This is a genomic window from Hoyosella subflava DQS3-9A1 (assembly GCF_000214175.1).
Taxonomy (GTDB): domain Bacteria; phylum Actinomycetota; class Actinomycetes; order Mycobacteriales; family Mycobacteriaceae; genus Hoyosella; species Hoyosella subflava.
The window spans coordinates 4119219-4141852 of the sequence record NC_015564.1 but is presented as its reverse complement, the minus strand read 5'-3'; the positions used below and the strand labels follow the sequence as shown (position 1 = coordinate 4141852).

Here is a 22634-nt window from a genome sequence, read left to right as displayed (position 1 = left end):
ATGGGTGCAGGCGAGCGAACCAGCATCACCTACCGCGCCGACAGCGCTATTGCCGAAGTCACGCTGGCCCGTCCAGACAAACTGAACGGTCTCACGCTCGATATGCTGTCGGAACTTGTCGACGCGGCGGCAGAGGTCCGCAAGAATCGGGAGATCCGCGCGGTCATTCTGTCAGGAGAGGGCACATCTTTCTGTGCAGGTCTCGACTTTCCGTCAGCGACCAGGCAACCGCAGCGGATTGCGCGATACTTCGTTCCCGTCCCCTCGTTCGTGCCCTTGCCCGGGCGGGGCACGAATATGTTCCAGCGCGCGTGCTGGGCCTGGCGTGAACTTCCCGTTCCAGTCATCGCAGTCATCAATGGACACTGCTATGGGGGTGGGCTACAGCTCGCTCTTGCAGCTGACTTCCGTTATGCGTCACCCGAAGCGGAGCTCTCCGTGCTGGAAGCGAAGTGGGGAATGATCCCGGACATGACCGGGACAGCGACGCTGCGGGAACTTGTCGGCATCGACATTGCGAAGCTACTCACGATGACCGGCAAGATGGTGAGCGGGTCTGAGGCAGCGCAGATCGGATTGGTGACTGGCGTGGCTGATAGCCCAGCCGCCGCCGCTCGCGAACTCGCCGAGGCGCTATGCAAGCAGTCCCCGGATGCGGTGGCCGGCGCGAAGAAGCTCTTCAACACCACGTGGTCAGAATCCCCCAGCCGCACTTTCGCCGCTGAACGACGGACCCAATTGAGGCTGCTTGCGGGGAGCAATACGAAAATCGCGCGGAAAGCACGCATGAAGGGTGCGGATCCGGAGTACAAGCCGCGCAGCCTCGACTGACGCGAGCGGTATCGTGGTGACGTGACCCGACGACGATCCGTACAGCGCCTTCGGGGGCTCTTCGCCGGATCGTCCACGGCCGCTATCGCCATCTCCGCGCATGCGGCCGCCGGCGGCGGGGCGCCGCCCGTGACTCTGGCGCTCCTGGTCTTTCTCGTGTGCGCGGCATTGGGTGCCGCGGCGACGGTGCCTCAATCACCCTCACGTGCTGGCCTGTTCGGAGTGCTCGCGGTGGGGCAAATCGTGACCCACAGCGTGGTTGCGCTCGGCAGTGCTCACGGTGCCAGCGACGGGCACCACGATGCGGCGATGGTCGCCGCGCACATCATCGCCATTGGTGTGGGGTCAATTGTCATTCACTCCGCTGAACGGGCCTGCGCTGCAGTCAGTTCCACGGTCAAGAGTCTTATCAGTCTCATCGTCATGAGGCCTATGCGCGCTGCGGCAGCGCCGTCACTGCGCAGCGGTGGCGCGCCGCCTCGGGTGGGCCGGAGTCTCGTGTGCGCCTCCGGCGGAGGTACGCGCGGACCCCCTTGGTGAACATCGCAGACGTGAGAGTCTGCTGACTGCACACCTGATTGGAAGCGGCCCAGTGGCCACCTTAGGCACACACGCAAGGAGCAAGAAGTGAACCAGCGTCCCAAACCGGGATTTGTCACGCAGCAACAGTTAAACGACAAGCGTCGAGGATTCCTGATCCGGGCTGCGTTGACAGCGCTCGTCGTAGTGATCGGTATTGTGATCGTGGTCGTAGTGATCAACCAGCGGTCAGGGGAAGACACCCCGCCTGTGACGGATAATGTCAGCACAGAAGGCGGGATCGCGTTCGGTCCCGACGATGCGGCGGTGACGCTATCGGTCTACGAGGACTTTCAATGTCCTGCTTGCCAGCAGTTCGAAACGCTGTCTGGCGAAACACTGCGGGATTTAGCCGACTCCGGCGAGGCTCGAGTCGTCTACCATCCCATCGCCATTCTCGACCGGGTCTCGACGACGCGGTATTCGACGCGCGCTGCTTCTGTGGCGATGTGTGTTGCCGAGTATGCGGAAGATTCATGGCTGGATTGGCAAGCTGCGATGTACCAGCAGCAGCCGAGCGAGGGCGGCGCGGGACTCACAAACGAGCAGATGCTTGAACTAGCTGCAAACGCGGGAGCCGAGTCGGATGAACTGACTGAATGCGTCAATGACGTTCGATATGGGGACTTCGTTGCGTCGACCACGCGTCAGTCCTCTGAGGCGGGAGTCGCGGGAACACCGACTGTGCTGCTCAACGGCGAGCCGGTGGAGAACATCATGCCGGACGGGCTGCGCACCGCAGTCCAGGAGGCCCAGTGAACCAGCGTGTTCTCGCTGGCTGGGCGCTTGTCGTGCTCGGGGGGCTTGGCCTCCTGAGCGCGGCAGCGCTCGCCTATGAGCGCTTCCGGCTCTTCGTGGAGCCGGACTACGTTCCGTCGTGCAGCATCAATCCGATCATTTCCTGCGGATCGGTGATGACTACCGACCAGGCCTCGGTCTTCGGGTTTCCCAATCCGCTGCTCGGGCTTGTCGCGTTCGCGGTAGTGCTCACGTCCGGCGTCGTCCTGATCGGGGGAGCGCGCCTGCCACGCTGGTATTGGGGCGGTCTCGCGGTGGGGTGCGGGTTGGGTCTCCTCTTTGTACACTGGCTGATCTTCCAGAGCCTGTACCGCATCGGCGCTTTGTGTCCCTACTGCATGGTCGTCTGGGCCGTACAGTTGCCGTTGTTCGTCGTGGCCTTGCGCCATGTGGGGAGGCCGGGGGCCGCTTCGCGGTCGCGGTTTGGCGGTGCGCTGTACCGGTGGCGCTGGAATCTCGTCGCGTTGTGGTACGCCGGTCTTGTTCTGCTTATTCTCGAACGTTTCTGGGACTATTGGCGGACGCTTCTATGACGCTTCCACGGTGGCAAACCCAGGTGGCCGCGCGAGAAGTACCGCGATAAAGCTGGTCAACGGCACGGAGAGCGTCAACGCGATCCCGCCCACAAATGACCGCGCGAGTTCGATCGCGACGATCTCACTGGTGATCACATCGCCCAGAGACCGGCCGGCGACACTGAACAGCAGAAGCAGCGGCAGCGCGCTGCCTGCGTATGCGAGAACAAGGGTATAAACCGTACTCGCGATGTGGTCCCTGCCCACGCGCATCGTGGCTCCAAAGACTTGCGAGCGCGACGCTTCAGGTTCGAGGCGTGAGAGTTCGAATGCTGTCGCCGCCTGAGTAATGGTGACGTCATTGAGGACACCCAGGGATCCGATGATGAATCCGGCGAGTAGCAGCCCGCTGATACTCACGTGCTGCAGGTAGGCCTGAATTTGTGTGTTCTGTTCCTCGGAGAGGCCGGTCAGCGTGAGTGCCTCGATCGCTACCCACGACAGAATGGCCGCGAGCGCAAGTGACGCGAGCGTGCCGAGCAGTGCGGAGCTGGTCCGCAAATTCACCCCATGTGCGAGGTATAGGGCCGCGTAGAGAATCATCGCGCCGCCGACGAGTGCCACAGGTACCGCTGACTTTCCGTCCAGTAGCGCGGGCAGCACGAACATCACGAGAACGAGGAACGCGACCAGAATCCCGAGCAAGGCACGGAACCCGCGCCAGCGTGCAACGAGGATGACGATTGCGGCGAAGGCCAGTGCGAGCAGAGTCAGAGGCACCCCGCGCTCGTAATCGTAGAACCCGTACCGTGTGAGTCCTGTCGCGTCGGTGCCGCGTACTAGTCGCAGCGAATCGCCCGGCTGGAGATTTGGCTGGCCCGGTCCTGGAACATGCTCAAAAAGGGTGAGCATCCCCGCATCGCCCCCGGAATCGATACTGATCAACGCGCGGAAGCACTCGTAACCCACCCCGGGGGGCGGCTGGGGGCCGCCACTGAACACCATGGTGGCGTCGGGGGATCCGCACGGCCCGATACCTGAGTCGAGTACCGTTCCCGCTTCTGTCTCGACAGCTTCACCAGTGGCGGTCTGGAACGGAAGCGGGACGTCGACCCGTTGCGGCCCCGGCCACAGCACGGCTGCGCCTATCGCGACGAGGATCGCGATCAGGACGAGAAGCGCGACCACGACGCGAGCGGCCAGTGGCCCGAGGGGAGCGGGCCCACCGCTGTGCCCGTGACTGTGCCCATGGCCGTGCTGGAACATTTGCGGAGATGCGTCGGTACCCGATTTGTCAGGCTCAGATTCTTCGGAGCCAGATTTCTCGGGCTCGTGACCTGGTGTGGAGTCGCTGCGCACGAGTGACAGCGTAGTTCTCCCACGCGCAGCGCGGGCATTAAGCAGAATGAATGGTGTGGATAGTGATTCCGCACCTAGTGCTGAAGTAGGCCCTGTTGTATTCCTCGCCGATGTGCGCACGCGCGTCGAGCGGGAACTCGTCGAACGCTGGCTTGACGAGGGAAATTGGGAGAAGCTCAACGGCACGGTTAGCGAACGGCCGTCGCGATTGCTGCTCGAAACGGCGAAAATCGCTGGTGCGCTGGCAGGCCGTACAGACGACCCGCTCGTCGTGCCAGTGCGCGTCGCGTGGTTCCCGCCGGAGCGCGAAGACGGCCGCTACGCCAGGTGGTCGGATCTCCTGACATTCACGAACCCGCGCAACCCGAATGTGGTGGCGCAGCGAAAGATCGTGCAGCGCTCGCCGGAACGGGTCCAGGTCCTGACGGGGGAACCTGCTCGACTGAGTGAACTGCGGCGGCGGCACCGCCGGGAGGCGGGAGAGGCCGGGCCGCAGTCACTGGCCAGGTACATTCACCGCTCGGCGGTGGTGGCGCTGGAGCGCTCGGAGCGACTTCTCATCGGCGATCGTTACAAGGTGCCGCGCCTTGTCGCCGAACAGATCCTAGATTCAGCGGCTTTCCAGCGCCGGCTCAAAGGCGTCGCAGACAATACCGGTATCTCTTTCAAAGAGGCATTCGATCACGCCCGTGACTGCTTGCGCGAACTCGTGGCAGTGCAAAGCCGACTCGCGACTGATCTCTTCTCCCAGACGATGCGGCCGCTGCACGCGAGCGCGTGGACCGTGCATGCCGACAGTTCGCAGCTAGAGACACTGCGCAAGATCAACCGTGAGTTGCCTCTGATTTTCCTTCCCTCACACCGGTCGTACGCTGATGCGTTGGTCCTGAACGACTTTCTCGCCCGGCATGACTTTCCGCGAAACCATATTCTGGGCGGTGCGAATCTTTCCTTCTGGCCGGTCGGCCCGCTCGCGAAACGGGCAGGAACGGTGTTCATCCGGCGGAGCTTTGGTGACGACGAGATCTACAAGGCCTGCGTAGAAGAGTATTTTGCCTATTTGCTGTCCAAACGATTCAACCTCGAGTGGTACTTCGAAGGTGGACGCTCCCGGACTGGCAAATTGCGCCCGCCACGCTACGGGCTGCTGAACTATGTCGCCTCCGCGCTTCGCGTGGGTCGTGTCAAGGATGTGGTGATCATTCCGGTTTCGATCGCCTACGAGCGTCTGCACGAACTTGATGCCATTGCAGACGAGCAGCGCGGCGGGAAAAAGAAACCGGAAGGGCTCACGTGGCTTGCCAAGTACGCAAAGGCCCAGCGACTGCTCGCCGGCAGTGTTTACATTCGGTTCGGCGCCCCGCTGTCGATGCGTGAGCGGCTTCTCTCAGCTGGCGATTCACTTGAAGCAGTCCAGCCTCGGGGCGAGGAAGGCCCAGGTGAACGCAGTGGGGCTAAGCGGAAAGCGCTGCAGAAGTTAGCTTTCGAGGTGGCAGTTGGAATTAACCGGGTAACGCCGATTACTGCGAATTCCCTGGTAACGCTCTCACTGCTGGGAGTCCGCGACCGCGCGCTCACAGTAGGTGAGGTCAGCGCGGCGATCGAGCCTGTACTGAGTTACATTTCCCGGCGCAACATACCGACTGGAAACGTGGGGGTGCTGCGGTCACAGTCGGGTTTGCGGGCAGTGCTCGCTGAACTTACCGCGGCCGGCGTCGTCACCACATACAGCGAAGGTCTCGAGCCAGTTTTCTCCATAGAGCCCGGGCAGCATCTTGTCGCAGCTTTTTACCGGAACAGCGGGATTCACTGGTTCGTCAATCGGGCGCTACTGGAACTCGCCATTCTTGACGCGGCCGAGGCAGGTTTCGTAGACCCTATCCGGGACGGCTGGTCCTATGCGAACAATCTGCGGACCCTGCTGAAGTTCGAGTTTTTCTTTCCTGAGCGCGACAACTTCGTGCAGGAGATGACGGAAGAAATGCTCATCATCGACCCGCGGTGGAAAGAGAGGAAACCACCAATCGAGGAGATCCTCGAACGACTGGAGCAGTCTGGATTCATCATGGCGCACAGGGTGCTTCGATCGTTCTTCGACGCCCAGCTGGTGGTTGCCGAGCGCCTCGCCGCACGTAATGCATACGATCGCATCGACCGCGACGCACTCCTCAACGAGTGCGTGAAGGTGGGGCAGCAGATGGTTTTGCAGGCCCGCCTCCATGGGCCCGAGTCCATCTCAACCGAGTTGTTCTCGTCAGCGCTTAAGCTTGCAGACAACCTGGGCCTTCTCGAGAGCGACAGCGCCGAAGTGGGCAGTGACCGCCGCAGATTCGCGGCTGGTCTCGGCGCCATCGTGGAACGCATACGTGTCGCAGAGGCGCTGGATCCGTCGAACAGAAAGGTGCTTCCGGGTGAATATCCGTGAGGCGGTGGACCGCATACGTCAAGGGCCGTCTGGTGAAAGCGTCGGCGCGTTTTTCGACTTCACCGGAACAGTGCTGCAGGGATACTCGCCGCTGCGGCCGGTCCGTGCGAAGAGGGTCACACAGCACGGGCAAAACGCCGCTATCGCGAGTGACCTGATGAAGACGCTGCGGACGTCGAAAACCGAAGAGTCGTTTCAGCACATGGTGCGGACCATCTATCCCAACTGGGCGGGTCAGGCTGACGAGGACGTCGACACAATCGCGCGGCAACTATTCGAGAGAACGATCGCCGGCCGCGTGTACCCGGAGGTATGGCACCTGGTCCATGCTCATCTCAGTAAGGGGCACACGGTAGCGATTGTGACGTCAGGGCCCCGCTATCTAGCTGAGGCTGCGGCGAGGGCTTTCGGTGTGCCGCACGTTCTCGCAACCGCGCTAGCGGCCAAAGAAGGGGTTCTCACCGGCGAACTTGAGGGCGCACCGTTGTGGCGTCGCGAAAAGGCGGCCGCAGTAAGGCGATTCGCATCATCGCACGCGCTCGATCTCGAATCGAGCTACGGCTACTCGCACGGAAGCGAGGACGTGGACGTCCTGTCCGCGGTTGCCAACGCGGTAGCGATCAACCCGGACACGGTACTTACTCGAGTAGCCGATCAGCAGCACTGGCCGGTTCTGCGGTTCGCGCCGAGGGGCGCGGTGAACCCCGTGCAAGCTGTCAGGACCGTCGCCGGTTATGGCGGTTTTCTCGGTGCCGTGGGCGCAGGTCTCAGCCGCGGTGTCCTCAAAAGAGATCACCGGCTGGGAGTTGATGCCGCTATTGGAAGCAGTGCTGACGTGGCATTGCGTATCGCCGGGATCGACGTTCACGTCCGAGGTAAGCGGAACATCTGGTCCGACCGGCCCGCCGTGTTCATCTTCAATCACCAAAGCCAGCTCGACACACTCATCCTCGCGAAGGTGCTGCGCGGCGGGTTCACCGCGATCGTCAAGAAGGAGATGGCGGCACACCGCGTCTTCGGTCCCATTCTCCGGACAGCTGACGTCGTATTCATCGACCGCGCAGACTCGGCGCGCGCACGCGAGGCTCTGCGCCCGGTCGAGGAGACGCTCCGTAGCGGGTTGTCGATCGTGATAGCACCTGAAGGCACTCGATCGCTGACGCCGAAGCTTGGCCCCTTCAAGAAGGGCGCGTTCCACATCGCCCGCCAGGCGGGGGTCCCTGTTATTCCCTTCATCATCCGCAATGCTGGTGAGCTGATGTGGAAGCACGGCAAAGTGCTGCGGGACGGAGTGGTTGACGTCGTCGTCGGTGACCCCATTGACGTTTCTGCATGGAGCGATCAGGACTTCGACGCCAACGTCGAGTCGGTGCGATCGATTTTTGTCCGGACTTTGGAAGAGTGGCCTCAGACGGAATAAGGCTGCTGTCGCGCGGCTGATCTCCACTAGTCTTCAGGTGATCAGCAGGTGATGTGCCGGTAATACCGTGTCAAACGGCAGGTTACGCCTCAGGTAGCATGCCCGGTTATGGTGAAATCCGATGAGGCGCGGCGCGCAGACCGCTGGCCGGGGCTGCTCCGTGTACCAGCGCACCTAATCTTCATCGGAGCCGTCCTCGTTGTGGTTGGCGCGTGGTTCACGGTGTACGCCGTCGATATCTGGGGCTGGGGCAGCCGCGGCGAAAACCTGTTGCCGATGTGGTGGGAGCTGTTCAACGACGGCGTCGTCGAAGTCGCCCAGTGGGTTTGTATCGCGCTTTTCGTGGTCGGTGCTGGATACGTTGCGGGCCGCTTGCGTGAGGCGCCGCACGCAGGTTTTGCGTCCTTCTTCTTCGTTATGTCGATCGGTTTTGCCTTCATCCTCATTGAAGAGGCTGGCGACGTGCGACTGATTCTTGCTGAGGCGCTGGGACGCTGGCTGGGGTACGAGATTCTCGGCATGCACTACCACGTGATCGGCACTCTGCCAGTTATGGCGTTTCTCGCGTTCTTCCCGCTCTATGCGCTAGTTCGCTACGCCAAGCACGTCTGGCGAGCACCCAGGTCACGTGTTTATCTGATCGCGCTGTATGGTTTGTACGCAGTTTCACAGTTGGGTGCGCAGACTTCGCACATCGAGGGCTGGTACGCGCATTTCGGCAACTGGATCAACTCGGTGTTCTTCGATTGGCGCCTGCCGGCGATGCCAGGCATCGACCCTGGAGCAAACTCGTACTTCATCATCGACAACGTCGTTGAAGAGAGCTTCGAGATGCTCGCTGCTGGCGCGCTCCTTGCGCTCCTTCTCGCTGCGGTGGCGGATATTCGTGCGGGCTTGGTGCCACCCGAGAAGGCCGCTTCCGAACCGTCGGACGGAAGCGGCGTTCAGGCAGTCACAGACGATTTGCCGCAGCCACGATAGCCAGAAGCGACGATTCGACGGGGTCCTCGTTGATCGCCATGCTCCACGCTCGCCGCTCGTCACGCTCCGCGTGCAGAAACGTAGCAGTACGGTTACCGATCTTGCGCTGGTGCAGTCCAACTATCTCGATATTGCATCCGAGCTCGTACAGCATTCCGGTGAGTGCCGCGATCGGTCCAGATGCCACAGCCGTCGACGTATGGGGCACCTCGTCAACCCGGACCGACGCTTCGAAAACGGCCTTGCCTGAGCCGAGATGGTGCAGCCGCCAGTGTTCCAGTCGGTAGTGGCCGCGGCGTGGTGAGTAGATTTGGTCAAACATGTCCCAGGACATGCCCGCCGCCTCGTCCCTCAACCCCAGCGGCAGTGGTGCTCCGAACCGTGCCTCGAAAGGATCGCGGCGCGCATGGGAGCGGTGAAAAGTCGGCGAATGATGAAGAATGTTCATGGGGTTTCCTTTGGAGCAGTGAAGAGGGACTGGCATCGCGAAACCCCGCAGCGAGGGGCCAGTCCGATCAGGCCCCGCTGCGGCGATTTACTACGCGCACCCGCTTCATAACTACGCAATCTACCCTCGTTAACGTGGACGTTACAACTGGAAATTGGTGAAGTGAGGGCTAACAGCGGCCGAACAGGCCCCAAAACTGCATGGAGCAGCCCCAGTTGGGGAAAGCTGAGAAAATTCGGAGAAATCAGTCAGGGTGGACGTGGGGACGCAGGAAGCAGCAGGCCCAACGGAGTGGGGTCAATCGGTCGGCGTGGGACCCTGGGCGGATGAGTTCGGCACCGCGCCGCCTCCCGATCCGCGTTTCGACCCAGAACTCCTCGAGAACGGTGACCGCCGGAATGTAGTTGACCAATATCGCTATTGGACACGCGACGCGATCATGGCGGACATCGATGCCCGCCGCCACCCACTCCATGTGGCCATCGAGAACTTCGCGCATGACGCCAATATCGGAACGGTGGTCCGGACGGCGAATGCGTTCGCCGCTGCTGCAGTGCACATCGTGGGCAGGCGGCGATGGAACCGGCGCGGTGCCATGGTTACCGATCGCTACCAGCACATACACCATCACGCGAGTGTGGACGAGTTGCTCGGCTACGCGCGAAGCGAAGGGCTCACGGTAGTTGCAGTAGACAACACCCCCGGGTCGGTGCGCCTCGAAACAGCGACATTGCCGAGGGCATGCATGTTGCTCTTCGGGCAGGAAGGCCCTGGGATCAGCGAGCGTGCACGTGATGTGGCCACCATGACGGTATCCATTGCGCAGTTCGGCTCTACACGCAGCGTCAACGCTGGAGTTGCCGCCGGGATCGCGATGCATGCGTGGGTTCAGCAACATGCTGATCTTTCACGAGCCTGGTAGTTCGCTGAACGAGGAGTCGGCTTTAGGGGCACGATGAGAGAATGAAGCAGGATTGGGGTCACCGGGCGGACGCAGCTGAGCAAGCTATTCTCACCCGGCACGTCCGCCCCCTCTGGATGCTTCCAGCGACCGCACTAGGCGTCATCGCTTGGCCATCACTTCTGCGGGACAAGGGTTTTCTGCGGTGGCATTATTGGTGGCAGGCCCATTTGCTGGACTGCATGGTCGACGCGGCAGTCCGTTCGCCTAATCCCGACCGTCGCAGACGCATTCGTGCACTCATTCGCGGCCACAGGGTGCGGAATGCTGGCCGTTGGACCAACAGCTACTACGACGATATGGCGTGGCTTGGGCTCGCGCTGGAACGAAGTAGCCGTTTAGCTGGGGTCTCCCGCAAGGACAAGGCGATCGAAACGCTCACCCGCGAGCTTACGGAAAGCTGGAGTCCCGAGAAGGGTGGCGGACTCCCATGGCGGCGGAAAGACGACTTCTTCAATACACCGGCGAATGGCCCGGCGGCGATTCTGCTTGCGCGCACCGGAAACGTGGACCGTGCCGAAGAGATTGCAGACTGGATTTACGCCAATCTGGTCGACATCGAGCGCGGGCTTATCTACGACGGGGTTCGCGGCGACGGCACTGTGGAAAGAGCGATCTACACCTACTGTCAAGGCGTCGTCCTCGGTGCCGGGACTGAACTGGCCATCCGTACCGCCGCGCCGCGCCACTCCGAGCGTGTCCGCACCCTCGTCGCCGCCGTCTCCACGGAACTAGCGCCACGCGGAGTTATCCGCACTGCGGGAGGCGGTGACGGCGGACTTTTCCAGGGAATTCTCGCGCGGTACCTGGCTTTCGTTGCGACGTCGCTGCCGGCGCACCACGAACACGATCATCAGACGCGTCGCATGGCCCGCGGGATCGTCCTTCGATCGGCCGAGGCGGCATGGCGCAATCATCTCGATGCCCCAGGGGGCCCACTATTTGGAGCGAACTGGGCCGCGCCGCCGACCTTTCCGGATGCTCGCAGCGCCCCATCGAAGATGAAGGACGGTGCGGTGCGAGCATCGGCGGTTCCGGAGCGGGACCTGTCCGTCCAGTTGTCCGGGTGGATGCTGATGGAAGCGGCCGCGTCCGTGTCGTGAGGACCTGTTTGGGCGACAGCAGCAGGTGCCATACTGGGAACCAGCGATACTTCGTAACTGACCGCTAATCGTCGATCTGGAGGGCCATCCCAATGCCAATCGCAACGCCGGAGGCGTACGCCGAGATGCTGGACCGCGCGAAAGAATACTCGTTCGCGTTCCCCGCCATCAACTGCACGTCGTCGGAAACCATCAATGCTGCTATCCGTGGATTCGCGGAGGCGGGGAGCGATGGGATCATCCAATTCTCCACCGGGGGAGCTGAGTTCGGATCCGGCCAGGCGATCAAGAATATGGTTACGGGTTCCGTCGCGCTCGCCGAGTTTGCCCACGTCATCGCCGACAAGTACGACGTGACGATTGCACTGCACACCGATCACTGCCCCAAGGACAAGCTTGACGGCTTCGTTCGGCCGCTGCTTCAGATTTCACAGGAGCGCGTGAGCGCCGGGAAGAACCCGCTCTTCCAGTCACATATGTGGGACGGATCCGCGATTCCGATCGACGAGAACCTCGAGATTGCCCAGGAACTCCTCGAACTGTCGAAGGCCGCGAAGATCATCCTCGAGGTGGAAATCGGTGTCGTCGGCGGCGAGGAAGACGGCGTCGAGAACGCGATTAATGACAAGCTCTACACAACCGCTGAGGACTTCGAAAAGACTGTCGACGCGCTCGGCGCCGGGGAGAAAGGCCGCTACCTGCTCGCGGCGACATTCGGCAACGTGCACGGCGTGTACAAACCAGGCAATGTGAAGCTCCGGCCAGAGGTGCTGAAAGAAGGGCAGACGGTCGCCGCTCGCAAGCTCGGACTCGCGGCCGACGCCAAGCCCTTCGACCTGGTGTTCCACGGTGGGTCCGGTTCTCTCAAGTCGGAGATCGAGGATTCACTGAACTACGGTGTGGTCAAGATGAACGTTGACACCGACACCCAGTACGCATTTTCTCGTCCGATCGCGCACCACTTCTTTTCCAACTACGACGGTGTGCTGAAGATCGACGGCGAGGTTGGAAATAAGAAGTTCTACGATCCGCGCAGCTACCTTAAGGCTGCGGAGGGTGGCATGGCGGCTCGCGTAGTTGAGTCATGCAACGATCTAAAGTCCGCGGGACGCTCCATCACCGCGCGTTAATCGGTGTTAGCGCAAGTGTGCCCGCCAGGATCGTTCTGGCGGGGACACTGCCTTTTAGGGGTGTCGCGCGGGGCTTCTATGGGTCTGCCGCTCCGAGGCATATGATCGGATCTCGTGACCGCGGGGGAAGGGACGGGACGGCGCCGGACCCAGCAAGAGCGGCGAGGCACCACGATAGCGGCGCTTGTCGATGCTGCGATCGAGGTGCTCGCTGAGGTGGGGTACGCGCGCGCGTCGGTGCAGCAAGTTGTCGACCGGGCGGGACTTTCGCAGGGTGCGCTCTTTCGGCATTTCGCCACCAGGCTCGACTTGTTTGCCCATGTCGCTGAAGTTGTGGCGGATCGCCAGATCGCGGAGTTCCGAAGCGAACTCGGTGACAAGGACGGCCGTGGGGTGCGTGACTTCACAGCCATCCTTTCGACCGTCCGGCGGATTACCCGGTCGCGAACGAACATGGTGTGGCATGAGCTGATGTTCCACGCCCGGACTGACGCGGAGTTGCGTGCGCGCATGGCTGAGCTTTCAGTCCAGTACTTGGATGCGATGGAAGAGCTCGTCGAGTCGATTCCGGAGACTCAGGTGTTTCCTGACATGATTCGCCGTGCGCTCCTCGAATTCGTCATCGGTTACTTCACAGGCGAATCAATCGGGAGGCAGGTCGTCCCGGATGCCGACGCCGATCAGCGGCAACTCGAGCTACTCGGGTACATTGCCGGGGTTCTGGCCACAGAGGCGTAGATCAGTTCGTCCGGCGGCGAGAAGTGAGCAACAGGATAATTGTTCCACCCGCCAGGCAGGCGAATACAGTGAACGCTGCGATTGCCCTGGGCAGCGGATCCGGCTCGACTTGTTGACCTGGCGCCGCGATGGCAGTACCGGCGCGTTCGGGTGGACCTGCCCTCTTCGCGAGTGCCACAGCGTAGCCCTGCGATCCGCGCCGCCCCTCTGGGTCGAGATCCGCGGTCACCGCCGCAACTGGATCTATGACACCGAATCCGACATAAGGGTCCCAGCCGTGCGCTGGTGGATGTGCGGTCGCAATGATGCGGTCCATTGTCTGGCGCGCGCTGAGATGCGGGAATCGTGCGCGAACAAGCGCCACCGTTCCCGAGGCGTAAGGCGCGGCGTAACTGGTACCCGCAATCGGGGTCACCGCTTCACCGTGGGATGTAGCGTTCACCAAGCCTGTTCCTCCTGGCTGCGCATCAAGTGACACAATCCCCGTGCCCGGCGCCGCGACGTCGACCCAAGGTCCGCCAAGCGTGAAAGCCGACGGCTGGCCGTCTGAATCAACCGAACCCACAGTGAGAACGTAATCGTCGTACCAGGCTGGCGTCGCAACCGTTGCGATTCCGAGCCAATCTGGAGTTCTGCTGGCATTCCTCGGGTCGGGGCCGGGATTCTGGTCGCGACACGAGCTGGAAGCGTTCACATTCCCGGCTGCCGCAACGACAACAGCATCTTTGACATCGACTGCGTATCTGAGCGCGGCACCGAGTTCGCGGTCGTCGAGACTTTCACCAGCCGGAGAGCAGCCAACCTCAGAAACATTGATCACCGTAGCGCCAAGGTCAGCGGCGCGGCGAACTGCCATCGCAAGTGTGCGCACGTTGCCGTAAGAATTCTCCGACTGGTACTCGCCGGGTGTGCTCGCTGCCCGAGCGAACTTGAGACTGGACTGCCTGATAGCAACGATCTGAGCCCTCGGTGCGACACCGGCGAAATCATCAGACGAGTCAGGTCGCGCGGCGATCAAACCGGCAACGAACGTGCCATGGGCGTCACAGTCGTCAGTGCCGTCACCGAAGCTCACATAGTCGCCGCCAGGTATAACCTCACCGAGTCTCGGGTGCGGCGTCACCCCGGTGTCGATCACGGCGACTACTTGCCCGTCTCCCCGAGTCAAGGGCCACACGCTAGTGAAACCAAGCGAGTGCTGCGCGTCAGGCGCGCGAAGCGCAGCGCCCGGAGGTTCAGCTAATCCGCGAGAACAGGCCTCTCGCTGGCTCGTCAGCTCCAGCGGCGCCGCCGGGCCAGGCCTCGGCAAGTACGCATCATCCACTACAGGTGGTGCCGCTGCGGACACACCATGCAGCGTAAGGAGTCCCGCGACCACTCCGCTCACCAGCACTGCCGCGATCGTGGTAGATCGAGCGCGCATCACAGACCCCGGATTGCGGAGTAAACCCCCAGCGCCCAGCATGCGACCGGAACGATGGCCGCGAGCAGCCCGTACTCAGTGAGCTCCGCAAGGCGGTATTGCAGCGGAGTGTAGGACCGGCCAGGCGCGAGCGTCCCGAAAACGAACGCCAGCACGAGCACTAGGATCGCGGCCAGAAACAATAGGTCTGGAGGAACTTGGGCGCTCAGTGTAGCCGCGATCAGGACGCTCACCGCCATGAAAGCCCCGGTTCCAGTGACCAGGAGAGCGGGAACCGTGGCGGCGATGCTCCTGCCGCGCAACGAGAGCGCCGCCGCCACTATCGCGGTAAGTATCGCCAGGGGAAGGGGCAGTTCCCCTGACATCACCGCCAGTGAAGCGATCACAATGGCAGAGGCAGCGCCAACTGCAGTGACAGTGGCGATGACACCGGTCACGAAGCGCTCTGCGGCTTGTGCCTTCTGGCACAACGTGACGTGTGGAGTGTCGTTGCTTCCGTCTTCGTGAATCGCATCAGCCACGTCCAGGGCAGTGCCGGGTGCCGGAACAGGCGGAATTGGCAGGCGGGCGCCCAACATAGCGAGGCGAGGGGCAGCCGCGACGGCGAACGGAGTGGCCGCGATCAGGGTGGCGGCGATCGTCGCTGGGCCCAGCCCCGCGACAAGATTCAGCATGGCAGCGAAACCCACAGTCACTGCGGTTCCGAAGGCAGGGAGGAGTAGAGCGGCTGCTAGGGGAAACGTGCGCAAGCCCAGAAGTGCCATGGTCGCGCCTACCGCACCACCCGCGATGAGATGAGGCGCTCCCATGTTGCCCGGGATGAGGTGCGCTACGGAGGCGGCAGCGACCGGAATGGCCGACAGCAGAAGGACACCGGATGCGGTCGCGCCGCAATGACGCTGGGCTGCGACGGCGAGCGCGAAGAGCACTGGGCTGAGGAACACACCAGCAAGTGCGAGCTGCAGATGAGCCAGCGGTTCCGAGGTCGCAAGGACCAGGCTGGCTGCGAGCGCAGCACCGAGCATCGCGCTGTAGCTGAGTTTCCGTCCGCGCCCCACCGTCCAGGTGGCATCCTTCGGCGCGGAGTGTTCCGCGACGGCTTCGATGACGTCGTCGAACAGCGGTGCGGGTGGCGCTTCGCCGACGGGACTGAGCACAAGCACCTCGCCGCTGCGGACACCCAGGCGAGCGAGGGAAAGATCGAGATCGAGCGGACCTTCTCCAAGGCGCGACAGAGTCCACTGAGCTGCGCTGGCAGTTGTTGATGGGGTGTCGGGCCCCGATGCCCGGCAATGAACGATCTCGCTGAGTCGCGGCAGAATCAGCAGAAGCGGGACGCTGTCGGGTAGGGCCAGGTCGACCTGGGTATGGCCGGTCACTACGCAGACATGGCACAGTGTTGGGCCACTCGCTGCCTGTAGTGATTCGGATAAGAGCTGAACCACCGAATTCCCCCCAATATTCACATGGCCGCTGTACTAGCCATCATTTGCGCCCGAACTGAGATTCCCCCATCATCAGTACCGAGCATGTCCAGTATGCGGTGATCGACCTGTATTCAAAAATCCGGGTTCCTCCTTCGACGGACGGCTTGTTGGTGCTGAAATCTGTCAGAGGCGCCCGGTAGTTTCGGGCTCTGACAGTCGGGCAGCTGGGGGGCTGCCCGGTCTCACGGTGTGAGGCGTGAATTCAGGGGGGCGTGCTGATGAGCACAGTTCAGGTGTTTCGTGGTGTGCGTGCAGATCAACCGCGCATGCCCGGCGGCGAGCTCGGCCTGCAGACGCCGCCTGAACTGCCACGCGCGGTGCCGGGCAATCTCCTGCAGAAGCTGTTACCGCTCGTGATGGTGCTGGCGATGCTCGGCATGGTTGCGCTGCTCTTCACCTCGGGGATGGCGGCCAATCCGATGATGCTGATGTTCCCGCTCATGATGGCGGTCTCGATGCTCGGTATGCTCGCGACTTCTGGTGGACGCGGTGGCGGTGCTCGCACCGCTGAACTGAACGAGCAGCGCAAAGACTACCTCCGGTATCTCAGTGACACGCGGAGGGAAGTGGCGTGCGCGGCCGCGGAGCAGCGAGTTTCGCTCGAGTGGCACCATCCCGACCCCGCCACTCTGTGGACCGTCACGGGAACTCAGCGGATGTGGGAAAGACGGCCCGACGACGCTGAATACCTCTCCGTGCGCATCGGAAAGGGTGCCCAGCGGCTCGCGATGAGGCTAGTACCTCCAGAGACCGGGCCCACTGATGACCTCGAGCCTATTTCGGTCGTCGCGCTCCGCCGGTTCGTGCGCACGCAGTCCGTTGTTCCTGACTTACCCGTCGCCCTCGCGCTTCGGGGGTTCGCGTCGATCACCCTCCTCTCCGAGGAGCCTGGTCATGAAGACTCTGCTGCCCTCGTAAGGGCCGCACTGTGCCAGCTTGCCACCTTCCACGGTCCGGATGATCTGCTCGTGGTAATTGTCGCGGGCACGGACCAATCACCACGGTGGGAGTGGGTGAAGTGGCTGCCGCACGCCCAGCATCCGACTGAAAACGACAGTGCAGGCCAATTGCGACTAGTCGTCGACACATTGCACGCTGCAGGTGAACTAATTGCGCCGTTCATCGCGGATCGACCGCGTTTCATGCGCAACGCCCCCGTCTCGGCAGGGAACCCGCACGTAGTGCTCATCATCGACGGGGGCACCGTGGACGGCGACGAGAGCCTATTGACCGGCGACGGAATCGATGGCGTCACATTGATCGATATCGGAGGCTCGTGCACCGATTTTTCCGCACGCAAGGGCATCGTCCTGGTGTTGCGCGGGGGCCAGATTGGTGCCGATGGCCCATCGGGTACGGAAATGTTCGCCGGGGCAGATGGGATCAGTGCCACCGCGGCAACGGCCTTCGCGATGACAATCGCCAAGTACCGGCTAGCGTCGCCCGGCAGTGCGCCACTCGGTACGGACAGCGACGGCGTGTTATTCCCCGATTGGCCAACCATGATCGGCGCAGGTGACGTCGCGTGCTTCAACGCGGAGACAATGTGGCGCCCGCGCACAGGACGGGACCGGCTACGAGTCCCAGTCGGTTTCAGACTGGACGGCACCACCGTCGAAATCGATCTCAAAGAATCAGCGGAGGGAGGCATGGGGCCGCACGGTTTGTGCGTCGGCGCGACAGGCTCCGGTAAGTCGGAGTTTTTGCGGACGCTTGTCCTCGGCCTGATTGCGACGCATTCGCCGCAATCACTGAATCTCGTTCTCGTCGACTTCAAAGGCGGAGCAACGTTTCTCGGCCTCGAAGGTGCGCCTCACGTCGCGGCAATCATCACCAACCTCGCTGACGAACTCACGATGGTCGACCGGATGCGAGATGCGCTAGAAGGGGAGATGAATCGGCGTCAACAGTTGCTGCGGGCAGCGGGAAACTTCGCGAACGTAGGCGAATACGAGCGTGCCCGAGCCGGTGGCGCCCACCTCGAACCGCTTCCAGCGCTGTTCATCGTGGTCGATGAGTTCTCCGAACTGCTCAGCCAGAAGCCAGATTTCGCGGACCTGTTCGTGGCGATCGGCCGGCTTGGTCGATCACTGCACATGCATTTACTTCTCGCTAGTCAGCGACTTGAAGAGGGGCGGCTGCGCGGACTGGAAAGCCACCTTTCGTACCGGGTGGGTCTCAAGACATTCTCGGCGCAGGAGTCGAGAGCGGTATTGGGAGTTCCCGATGCGTATCATCTGCCCCCGGTGCCCGGGTCGGGATACCTGAAGATTGACGCTGCCGAACCGGTCCGTTTCTCGGCATCGTACGTTTCAGGGAAGTACGTCCCGCCCCCACTCGTGGGTCAGGCCAGTGTGCGCACGCTCTCGTCCGACCTTCGCGTCAGACCGTTTCTCGCGCAGCGCGTCGAGTTGTCCGACGAGGGTGCTCCAGCGCGAGCAACGCCACATATGGAAGCCAGTACCGGACAAGAACCTGCACTGATGGAACGGGCCGTACTCGAACTTGTCTTGGCTGGTGTGCGCGGACGCGGGCCGCAGGCGCACGAGGTCTGGTTACCGCCGCTTGATAAGTCGCCAGCGATCGGGCAGTTGGTACCACCGGTAAACCGAATCTCCGCGGGACAACCTAGCCGCGTCCGGGCGCACCTGCGGGTACCCCTCGGCCTCATTGATCGTCCTTACGACCAGCGCAGGGAGCCGCTGACCGTCGATTTGTCGGCGGGGCAGGGAAACATGGCGATTGTAGGCGGTCCTCAGGCTGGCAAGTCCACAGCGGTGGCCGCGATGATTATGGCGCTCTCGGCGACTCACACGCCCCGTGAAGTCCAGTTCTACTGCCTCGATTTCGGTGGCGGATCACTCAGAGGGATTTCGGCACTACCCCATATCGGTTCAGTGGCCAACCGTCTTGAACCGGACCGGGTGCGAAGGACGATCTCTGAGATCACCGCTATCGCGCGACAGCGCGAGCGGGAATTTAAAGAGCACGGAATCAGTTCCATGGCAGCGTATCGACGCCTGCGGGCACAAGCACATGAGCATGGTTCTGTGGCGAGCGCTGGCATACCCGGAGGCGGGCCGTACGGCGACGTCTTCTTGATCGTCGACGGGTGGGCGACGGTACGCCAAGAATTCGAATCGCTCGAGCAACCGATCACCGCGCTCGCCGCGCAGGGCCTGTCGTTCGGTGTGCATGTCGTGCTCACAGCGGCACGCTGGTCGGACTTCCGTGTTGGCCTCAAAGACCAGCTAGGTACGCGCATCGAGCTCCGCCTGGGTGATCCGAGTGACTCGGAGATGAATCGCCGTGCTGCCAAATCCGTCCCCGAGAACCAGCCGGGCCGTGGATTGACCAGAGAGGGGCTGCACATGGTGGTAGCCGTGCCCGCGATTGATGCGCGGGAGTACCACTCTGATGACTTGGCCAGCGTTGCTCAGGCAGCGGTAGCGGAACTCTCGCAACGGTGCGGCAACATGAGCGCGCCACCCGTCCGGATGCTCCCCACGGAGTTGCCACGTGAAGAGATCATCGTCGGTCAGCCTGGCCCTGAGGCTGAATCGAGCGACAGGCTACGGGTCCCAATTGGTATCGATGAGGCTGAACTGGGCACTGTCTCAATTGATTTCAGCTCACAGTCGCACCTGGTTGTGTTCGCCGACGCGGAGTCGGGCAAGACGACGCTGCTACGGTCAATCTGCGCGAGCATCATGGCGCAGAACACCCCGGCACAAGCAAAGATTCTGCTCGCCGACTTCCGGCGCACGATGCTGGGCGTGGTTGATACCGAACATCTCGCCGGGTACGCCGTCTCGGCGGCGAACTTGCAGGCAATGGTCGCCGAACTTGGCTCGCACCTGCGTGCGCGGTTGCCTGGCCCAGAAACGACTCAGCAGCAATTACGCGACCGGTCGTGGTGGTCGGGGCCGGAGGTCTTTGTCATCGTTGATGACTACGACCTCGTCGCGACTAGCGGTGGCAATCCCTTGAGCGGGCTGCTCGATCTGCTGCCGCAAGCGAAAGATGTGGGCCTGCACGTCATCGTTGCCCGCCGCGCCGGCGGCGCCTCCCGGGCGCTTTTCGAGCCGGTGATGGCGGCGCTGCGCGATCTGTCGCCCGTCGGCCTGGTCATGAATGGAAGCCGTGACGAGGGCGTGCTCCTGGGTACCGTGCGTCCTTCGGCGCTGCCCCCCGGGCGGGGCACCCTGATCACGCGCAGCGGGGGCGAACAACTCGTCCAGCTTGCGTCCTTACCGCCGCTGTGATGAACGGACAAAGCGTCATCGCAGTCGTAATGGAGTCCGACATTTGGGTGTGCACAGCTGCGGGAACACGGAGCACCCCAGTGGGCGTGTACGACGATGCCGGGACTCTCCTCGCCGGGGCCGAAGCGTGGGAGCGCGGCCAAACGGACCTCGATCACTATGAACCGCGTCCGTGGACGTATCTCAGGGACACCCATCTTGTCCTGCGGCAGACCGCGCACACGATGAGGAACGTCGTCGCGACGGTCCTCACGCGCGCAGGTCTCGTCTCGGCGTCTGTCGATCGAATAGTCCTGGTGCATCCCACGCACTGGAGTCCGGATCAGACTGCGATGTTTGAGTCAGTCCTCCTGTCGTCAGCTGGCGAGGTGATCCTCGTTCCCTTCGCGCTCGCGCTTACTGAGGGGGTGAGCGCGCGCGGTGACGCAGTGGTGATCGAACTGCACTGGATGACCTACTGTGCGACCCTCGTCCGGCAGGCAGCGATAGCTTCCATTGACTTCGGCGCGGACGCATGTGCCTCGGACGACGGTGACGCGATACGCCGACTCGCGCGGACTATCGACGCGAATGCTGATTGCTTCGTGGTCTTTCCCAAGGACGGACCGTCCGGTGGCGACGAGCACGGAATGACAGTTGTGGGACCCGAGGACGTTAGCGCAGTTGCGGCCGGCGCAGCGGCGCTGACCCGCCCCCCGCTTCCTGCGGGGAATGGAGCTGTGCCGCTCGAGCGTTGTGGCCCGTCGGCCAGCGCGGGGCGCAAACGCAACGGCCACTGGGTTGGTGTGGCCGTTGCGGTGGTAGCCGTTCCTGGCGTGTTCGCCGCTGTTGCCGGCGGCGTTGATGCTGATGAATCGCCTGGTGTCTCGGGAGCACGGCCGCCCGTTCTGGAAGCAGATGCGCCCGAGCGGAATCATGACCGCGACAGTCGGCTTGCGGAAGAACCCAGTGTGCAGATCGGCAACGTCGTCTTCACGCTGCCGGAGAGCTGGTACGTGAGCTGGAACGACGTGGCTGGGGAGCAAGAGACGGGAGACTTCCGGGCAGAACTCCGCGCTAGAGAGAACGCCGAACCCCGGATTATGCTCGCGCTCACCTCGCTGCGTTCCGGCGCGAATTCAGATAGGGCCGTTGCTGAGCTCAGACGCGAGCTCGACGCTGACCCCAATCTCGCGGAAACTGCGGGTGGCGCGTTCCTGCCGCGTCATGTCGCCCTGGCGTACGAAGAGTCGACTGACCGCGGTCGGCCACTGCAGTGGTTCGTAGTTATGACTGAAGGCCGTCAGCTCACCGTGGGTTGTGACGGCGGACCTGACGCAGCGCCGGTGGACTATTCCTGTCTGGTGGTCCTTGAATCTCTCCAGGTTGTCTGACCGGGAAAGTGGCTTCCGAAAAAGTCGAGGATCCGCGGAACCGGTGCCGTGGTTGAGGCGTCTGATCCTTATGTGCCACAGACGGCATTAGCACCAGCCATGGGGAGGTATCTAAATGACGCAGCAGATGCAGACAACCACCGCGACAATGACGACCGCGGCCGATCGGGTCGCGCAGGTCAACGCTGATGTGCAGGCTCTGCTCAGCGCATTGCGCGGGAAGGCTGCCGCAGTGAACGGCGCATGGGAGGGCGAAGCACGCCGTGCCTTCGATGCACTGATCGTTCGGTGGGACAGCGAAGCACGAAAACTGAATGATTCACTGATCGCAATCAGTGACGCGATCCGGTCGAACAGCTCTTCCTACGACCAGACCCAGCAAAGCCACACCAGCGCGCTGAACACTGCCGGCGGGCTACTTCGCCTCTGATTTGCCATCCCTGATGCAACCAATGTCTGAGAGGACAAAGCGTGACGATTAAGTACAACTTCGGTCAGATTGAAACCCTTCGCTCCGATATCGCCGTGTCGACTGCACAGATGAACGCGAACCTAGCCGACCTGAAAGCATTTCTTGCGCCACTAGTTGCGGACTGGACCGGCAGTGCTGCCGAGGCGTACCAGGCACAGCAGCGTCGCTGGGATGAGGCTGCACAAGGGCTCAATCAGGTTCTCGAGTCCATTGGCCGGGCTGTCGGCAGCGGCAACGACCAGATGGCTGCAGCCGAGCGCGCCGCTATGAATCAGTGGGCAGGCTAAACGCGGCCATCGTGTAGCAGCCACGACCGGAAGAGTGCC

Annotated in this window: 19 protein-coding genes; 15 read left to right on the top strand and 4 right to left on the bottom strand. The window is 62.4% G+C overall.

The features are described from left to right. From AS9A_RS19465 to AS9A_RS19450, 4 genes are all read left to right on the top strand, one after another. Positions 1–831 carry a crotonase/enoyl-CoA hydratase family protein gene (locus tag AS9A_RS19465; protein WP_013808853.1) on the top strand — a complete coding sequence of 277 codons (831 nt, stop codon included), beginning with the start codon at positions 1–3 and terminating at the stop codon, positions 829–831. A 21-nt stretch (positions 832–852) separates the two neighbouring features. After that, complete coding sequence (locus AS9A_RS19460) at positions 853–1371, top strand: hypothetical protein (protein ID WP_049793795.1); 519 nt, start codon at positions 853–855, stop codon at positions 1369–1371. A gap of 87 nt (positions 1372–1458) precedes the next feature. Beyond that, the gene (locus tag AS9A_RS19455; RefSeq protein ID WP_013808851.1) at positions 1459–2169 is read left to right on the top strand and encodes a DsbA family protein; all 711 of its coding nucleotides are present in this window, start codon (positions 1459–1461) and stop codon (positions 2167–2169) included. Further along, positions 2166–2741 (top strand): vitamin K epoxide reductase family protein, encoded by a 576-nt coding sequence (locus AS9A_RS19450; protein ID WP_013808850.1) that lies wholly within the window; start codon positions 2166–2168, stop codon positions 2739–2741. The genes AS9A_RS19455 and AS9A_RS19450 overlap by 4 nt, the downstream gene beginning before the upstream one ends. Here AS9A_RS19450 and AS9A_RS19445 read toward each other — a convergent pair. Then, on the bottom strand, positions 2736–3989 hold the full coding sequence (locus AS9A_RS19445) for a YibE/F family protein (RefSeq protein ID WP_041452253.1): 1254 nt from the start codon (positions 3987–3989) through the stop codon (positions 2736–2738). The two genes, AS9A_RS19450 and AS9A_RS19445, sit on opposite strands and share 6 nt — an antisense overlap. A 139-nt stretch (positions 3990–4128) precedes the next feature. Here AS9A_RS19445 and AS9A_RS19440 point away from each other — a divergent pair, with 139 nt between their 5' ends. The 3 genes from AS9A_RS19440 (at position 4129) to AS9A_RS19430 (ending at position 8908) form a co-directional block, all read left to right on the top strand. After that, the gene (locus AS9A_RS19440) at positions 4129–6507 is read left to right on the top strand and encodes a glycerol-3-phosphate 1-O-acyltransferase (protein WP_013808848.1); all 2379 of its coding nucleotides are present in this window, start codon (positions 4129–4131) and stop codon (positions 6505–6507) included. After that, positions 6494–7927, top strand: a complete 1434-nt coding sequence (locus AS9A_RS19435) for an HAD-IB family hydrolase (RefSeq protein WP_013808847.1) — start codon at positions 6494–6496, stop codon at positions 7925–7927. Before AS9A_RS19440 ends, AS9A_RS19435 begins: the two co-directional genes overlap by 14 nt. Positions 7928–8035: 108 nt before the next feature. Further along, positions 8036–8908 carry a hypothetical protein gene (locus AS9A_RS19430; RefSeq protein ID WP_013808846.1) on the top strand — a complete coding sequence of 291 codons (873 nt, stop codon included), beginning with the start codon at positions 8036–8038 and terminating at the stop codon, positions 8906–8908. Here AS9A_RS19430 and AS9A_RS19425 read toward each other — a convergent pair. After that, positions 8880–9356, bottom strand: coding sequence for an alpha-isopropylmalate synthase regulatory domain-containing protein (locus AS9A_RS19425; RefSeq protein WP_013808845.1), 477 nt, complete (start codon positions 9354–9356; stop codon positions 8880–8882). The genes AS9A_RS19430 and AS9A_RS19425 overlap by 29 nt on opposite strands. A 253-nt stretch (positions 9357–9609) precedes the next feature. Between AS9A_RS19425 and AS9A_RS19420 the strand changes: the two genes are divergently transcribed. The 4 genes from AS9A_RS19420 (at position 9610) to AS9A_RS19405 (ending at position 13288) form a co-directional block, all read left to right on the top strand. Continuing rightward, complete coding sequence (locus AS9A_RS19420) at positions 9610–10278, top strand: TrmH family RNA methyltransferase (protein ID WP_013808844.1); 669 nt, start codon at positions 9610–9612, stop codon at positions 10276–10278. Positions 10279–10319: 41 nt separating this feature from the next. Then, the gene (locus AS9A_RS19415) at positions 10320–11420 is read left to right on the top strand and encodes a glycoside hydrolase family 76 protein (RefSeq protein WP_013808843.1); all 1101 of its coding nucleotides are present in this window, start codon (positions 10320–10322) and stop codon (positions 11418–11420) included. An 86-nt stretch (positions 11421–11506) separates the two neighbouring features. Beyond that, positions 11507–12550 (top strand): class II fructose-bisphosphate aldolase, encoded by a 1044-nt coding sequence (gene fbaA, locus AS9A_RS19410; protein ID WP_322786551.1) that lies wholly within the window; start codon positions 11507–11509, stop codon positions 12548–12550. Between the two features lie 114 nt (positions 12551–12664). Further along, entirely contained in the window at positions 12665–13288 is a 624-nt protein-coding gene (locus tag AS9A_RS19405) for a TetR/AcrR family transcriptional regulator (protein WP_013808841.1), read from the top strand. Between the two features lies 1 nt (position 13289). Here the strand turns inward: AS9A_RS19405 and mycP are convergent, their stop codons facing one another. Continuing rightward, a complete protein-coding gene (gene mycP / locus AS9A_RS19400; RefSeq protein ID WP_041452251.1) occupies positions 13290–14711 on the bottom strand; it encodes a type VII secretion-associated serine protease mycosin in 1422 nt (473 codons plus the stop codon). Further along, positions 14711–16156, bottom strand: a complete 1446-nt coding sequence (eccD, locus tag AS9A_RS19395; protein ID WP_272942023.1) for a type VII secretion integral membrane protein EccD — start codon at positions 16154–16156, stop codon at positions 14711–14713. The genes mycP and eccD overlap by 1 nt, the downstream gene beginning before the upstream one ends. A gap of 260 nt (positions 16157–16416) precedes the next feature. Between eccD and AS9A_RS19390 the strand changes: the two genes are divergently transcribed. From AS9A_RS19390 to AS9A_RS19375, 4 genes are all read left to right on the top strand, one after another. Next, on the top strand, positions 16417–20463 hold the full coding sequence (locus tag AS9A_RS19390) for a type VII secretion protein EccC (protein WP_041451231.1): 4047 nt from the start codon (positions 16417–16419) through the stop codon (positions 20461–20463). Beyond that, entirely contained in the window at positions 20463–21836 is a 1374-nt protein-coding gene (locus tag AS9A_RS19385) for a type VII secretion-associated protein (protein ID WP_148262510.1), read from the top strand. Before AS9A_RS19390 ends, AS9A_RS19385 begins: the two co-directional genes overlap by 1 nt. Before the next feature lie 115 nt (positions 21837–21951). Continuing rightward, the gene (locus AS9A_RS19380) at positions 21952–22266 is read left to right on the top strand and encodes a WXG100 family type VII secretion target (RefSeq protein WP_013808836.1); all 315 of its coding nucleotides are present in this window, start codon (positions 21952–21954) and stop codon (positions 22264–22266) included. Positions 22267–22307: 41 nt separating this feature from the next. Next, a complete protein-coding gene (locus AS9A_RS19375; protein ID WP_013808835.1) occupies positions 22308–22595 on the top strand; it encodes a WXG100 family type VII secretion target in 288 nt (95 codons plus the stop codon). Positions 22596–22634: the final 39 nt, after the last annotated feature.

Coding starts and splice junctions, on each gene's coding strand:
- AS9A_RS19465 (WP_013808853.1), top strand. CDS start 1: ATGGGTGCAGGCGAGCGAACCAGCATCACCTACCGCGCCGACAGCGCT.
- AS9A_RS19445 (WP_041452253.1), bottom strand. CDS start 3,989: ATGTTCCAGCACGGCCATGGGCACAGTCACGGGCACAGCGGTGGGCCC.
- AS9A_RS19440 (WP_013808848.1), top strand. CDS start 4,129: ATGAATGGTGTGGATAGTGATTCCGCACCTAGTGCTGAAGTAGGCCCT.
- AS9A_RS19430 (WP_013808846.1), top strand. CDS start 8,036: ATGGTGAAATCCGATGAGGCGCGGCGCGCAGACCGCTGGCCGGGGCTG.
- AS9A_RS19425 (WP_013808845.1), bottom strand. CDS start 9,356: ATGAACATTCTTCATCATTCGCCGACTTTTCACCGCTCCCATGCGCGC.
- AS9A_RS19415 (WP_013808843.1), top strand. CDS start 10,320: ATGAAGCAGGATTGGGGTCACCGGGCGGACGCAGCTGAGCAAGCTATT.
- mycP (WP_041452251.1), bottom strand. CDS start 14,711: ATGCGCGCTCGATCTACCACGATCGCGGCAGTGCTGGTGAGCGGAGTG.
- AS9A_RS19390 (WP_041451231.1), top strand. CDS start 16,417: ATGAGCACAGTTCAGGTGTTTCGTGGTGTGCGTGCAGATCAACCGCGC.
- AS9A_RS19385 (WP_148262510.1), top strand. CDS start 20,463: ATGAACGGACAAAGCGTCATCGCAGTCGTAATGGAGTCCGACATTTGG.
- AS9A_RS19380 (WP_013808836.1), top strand. CDS start 21,952: ATGACGCAGCAGATGCAGACAACCACCGCGACAATGACGACCGCGGCC.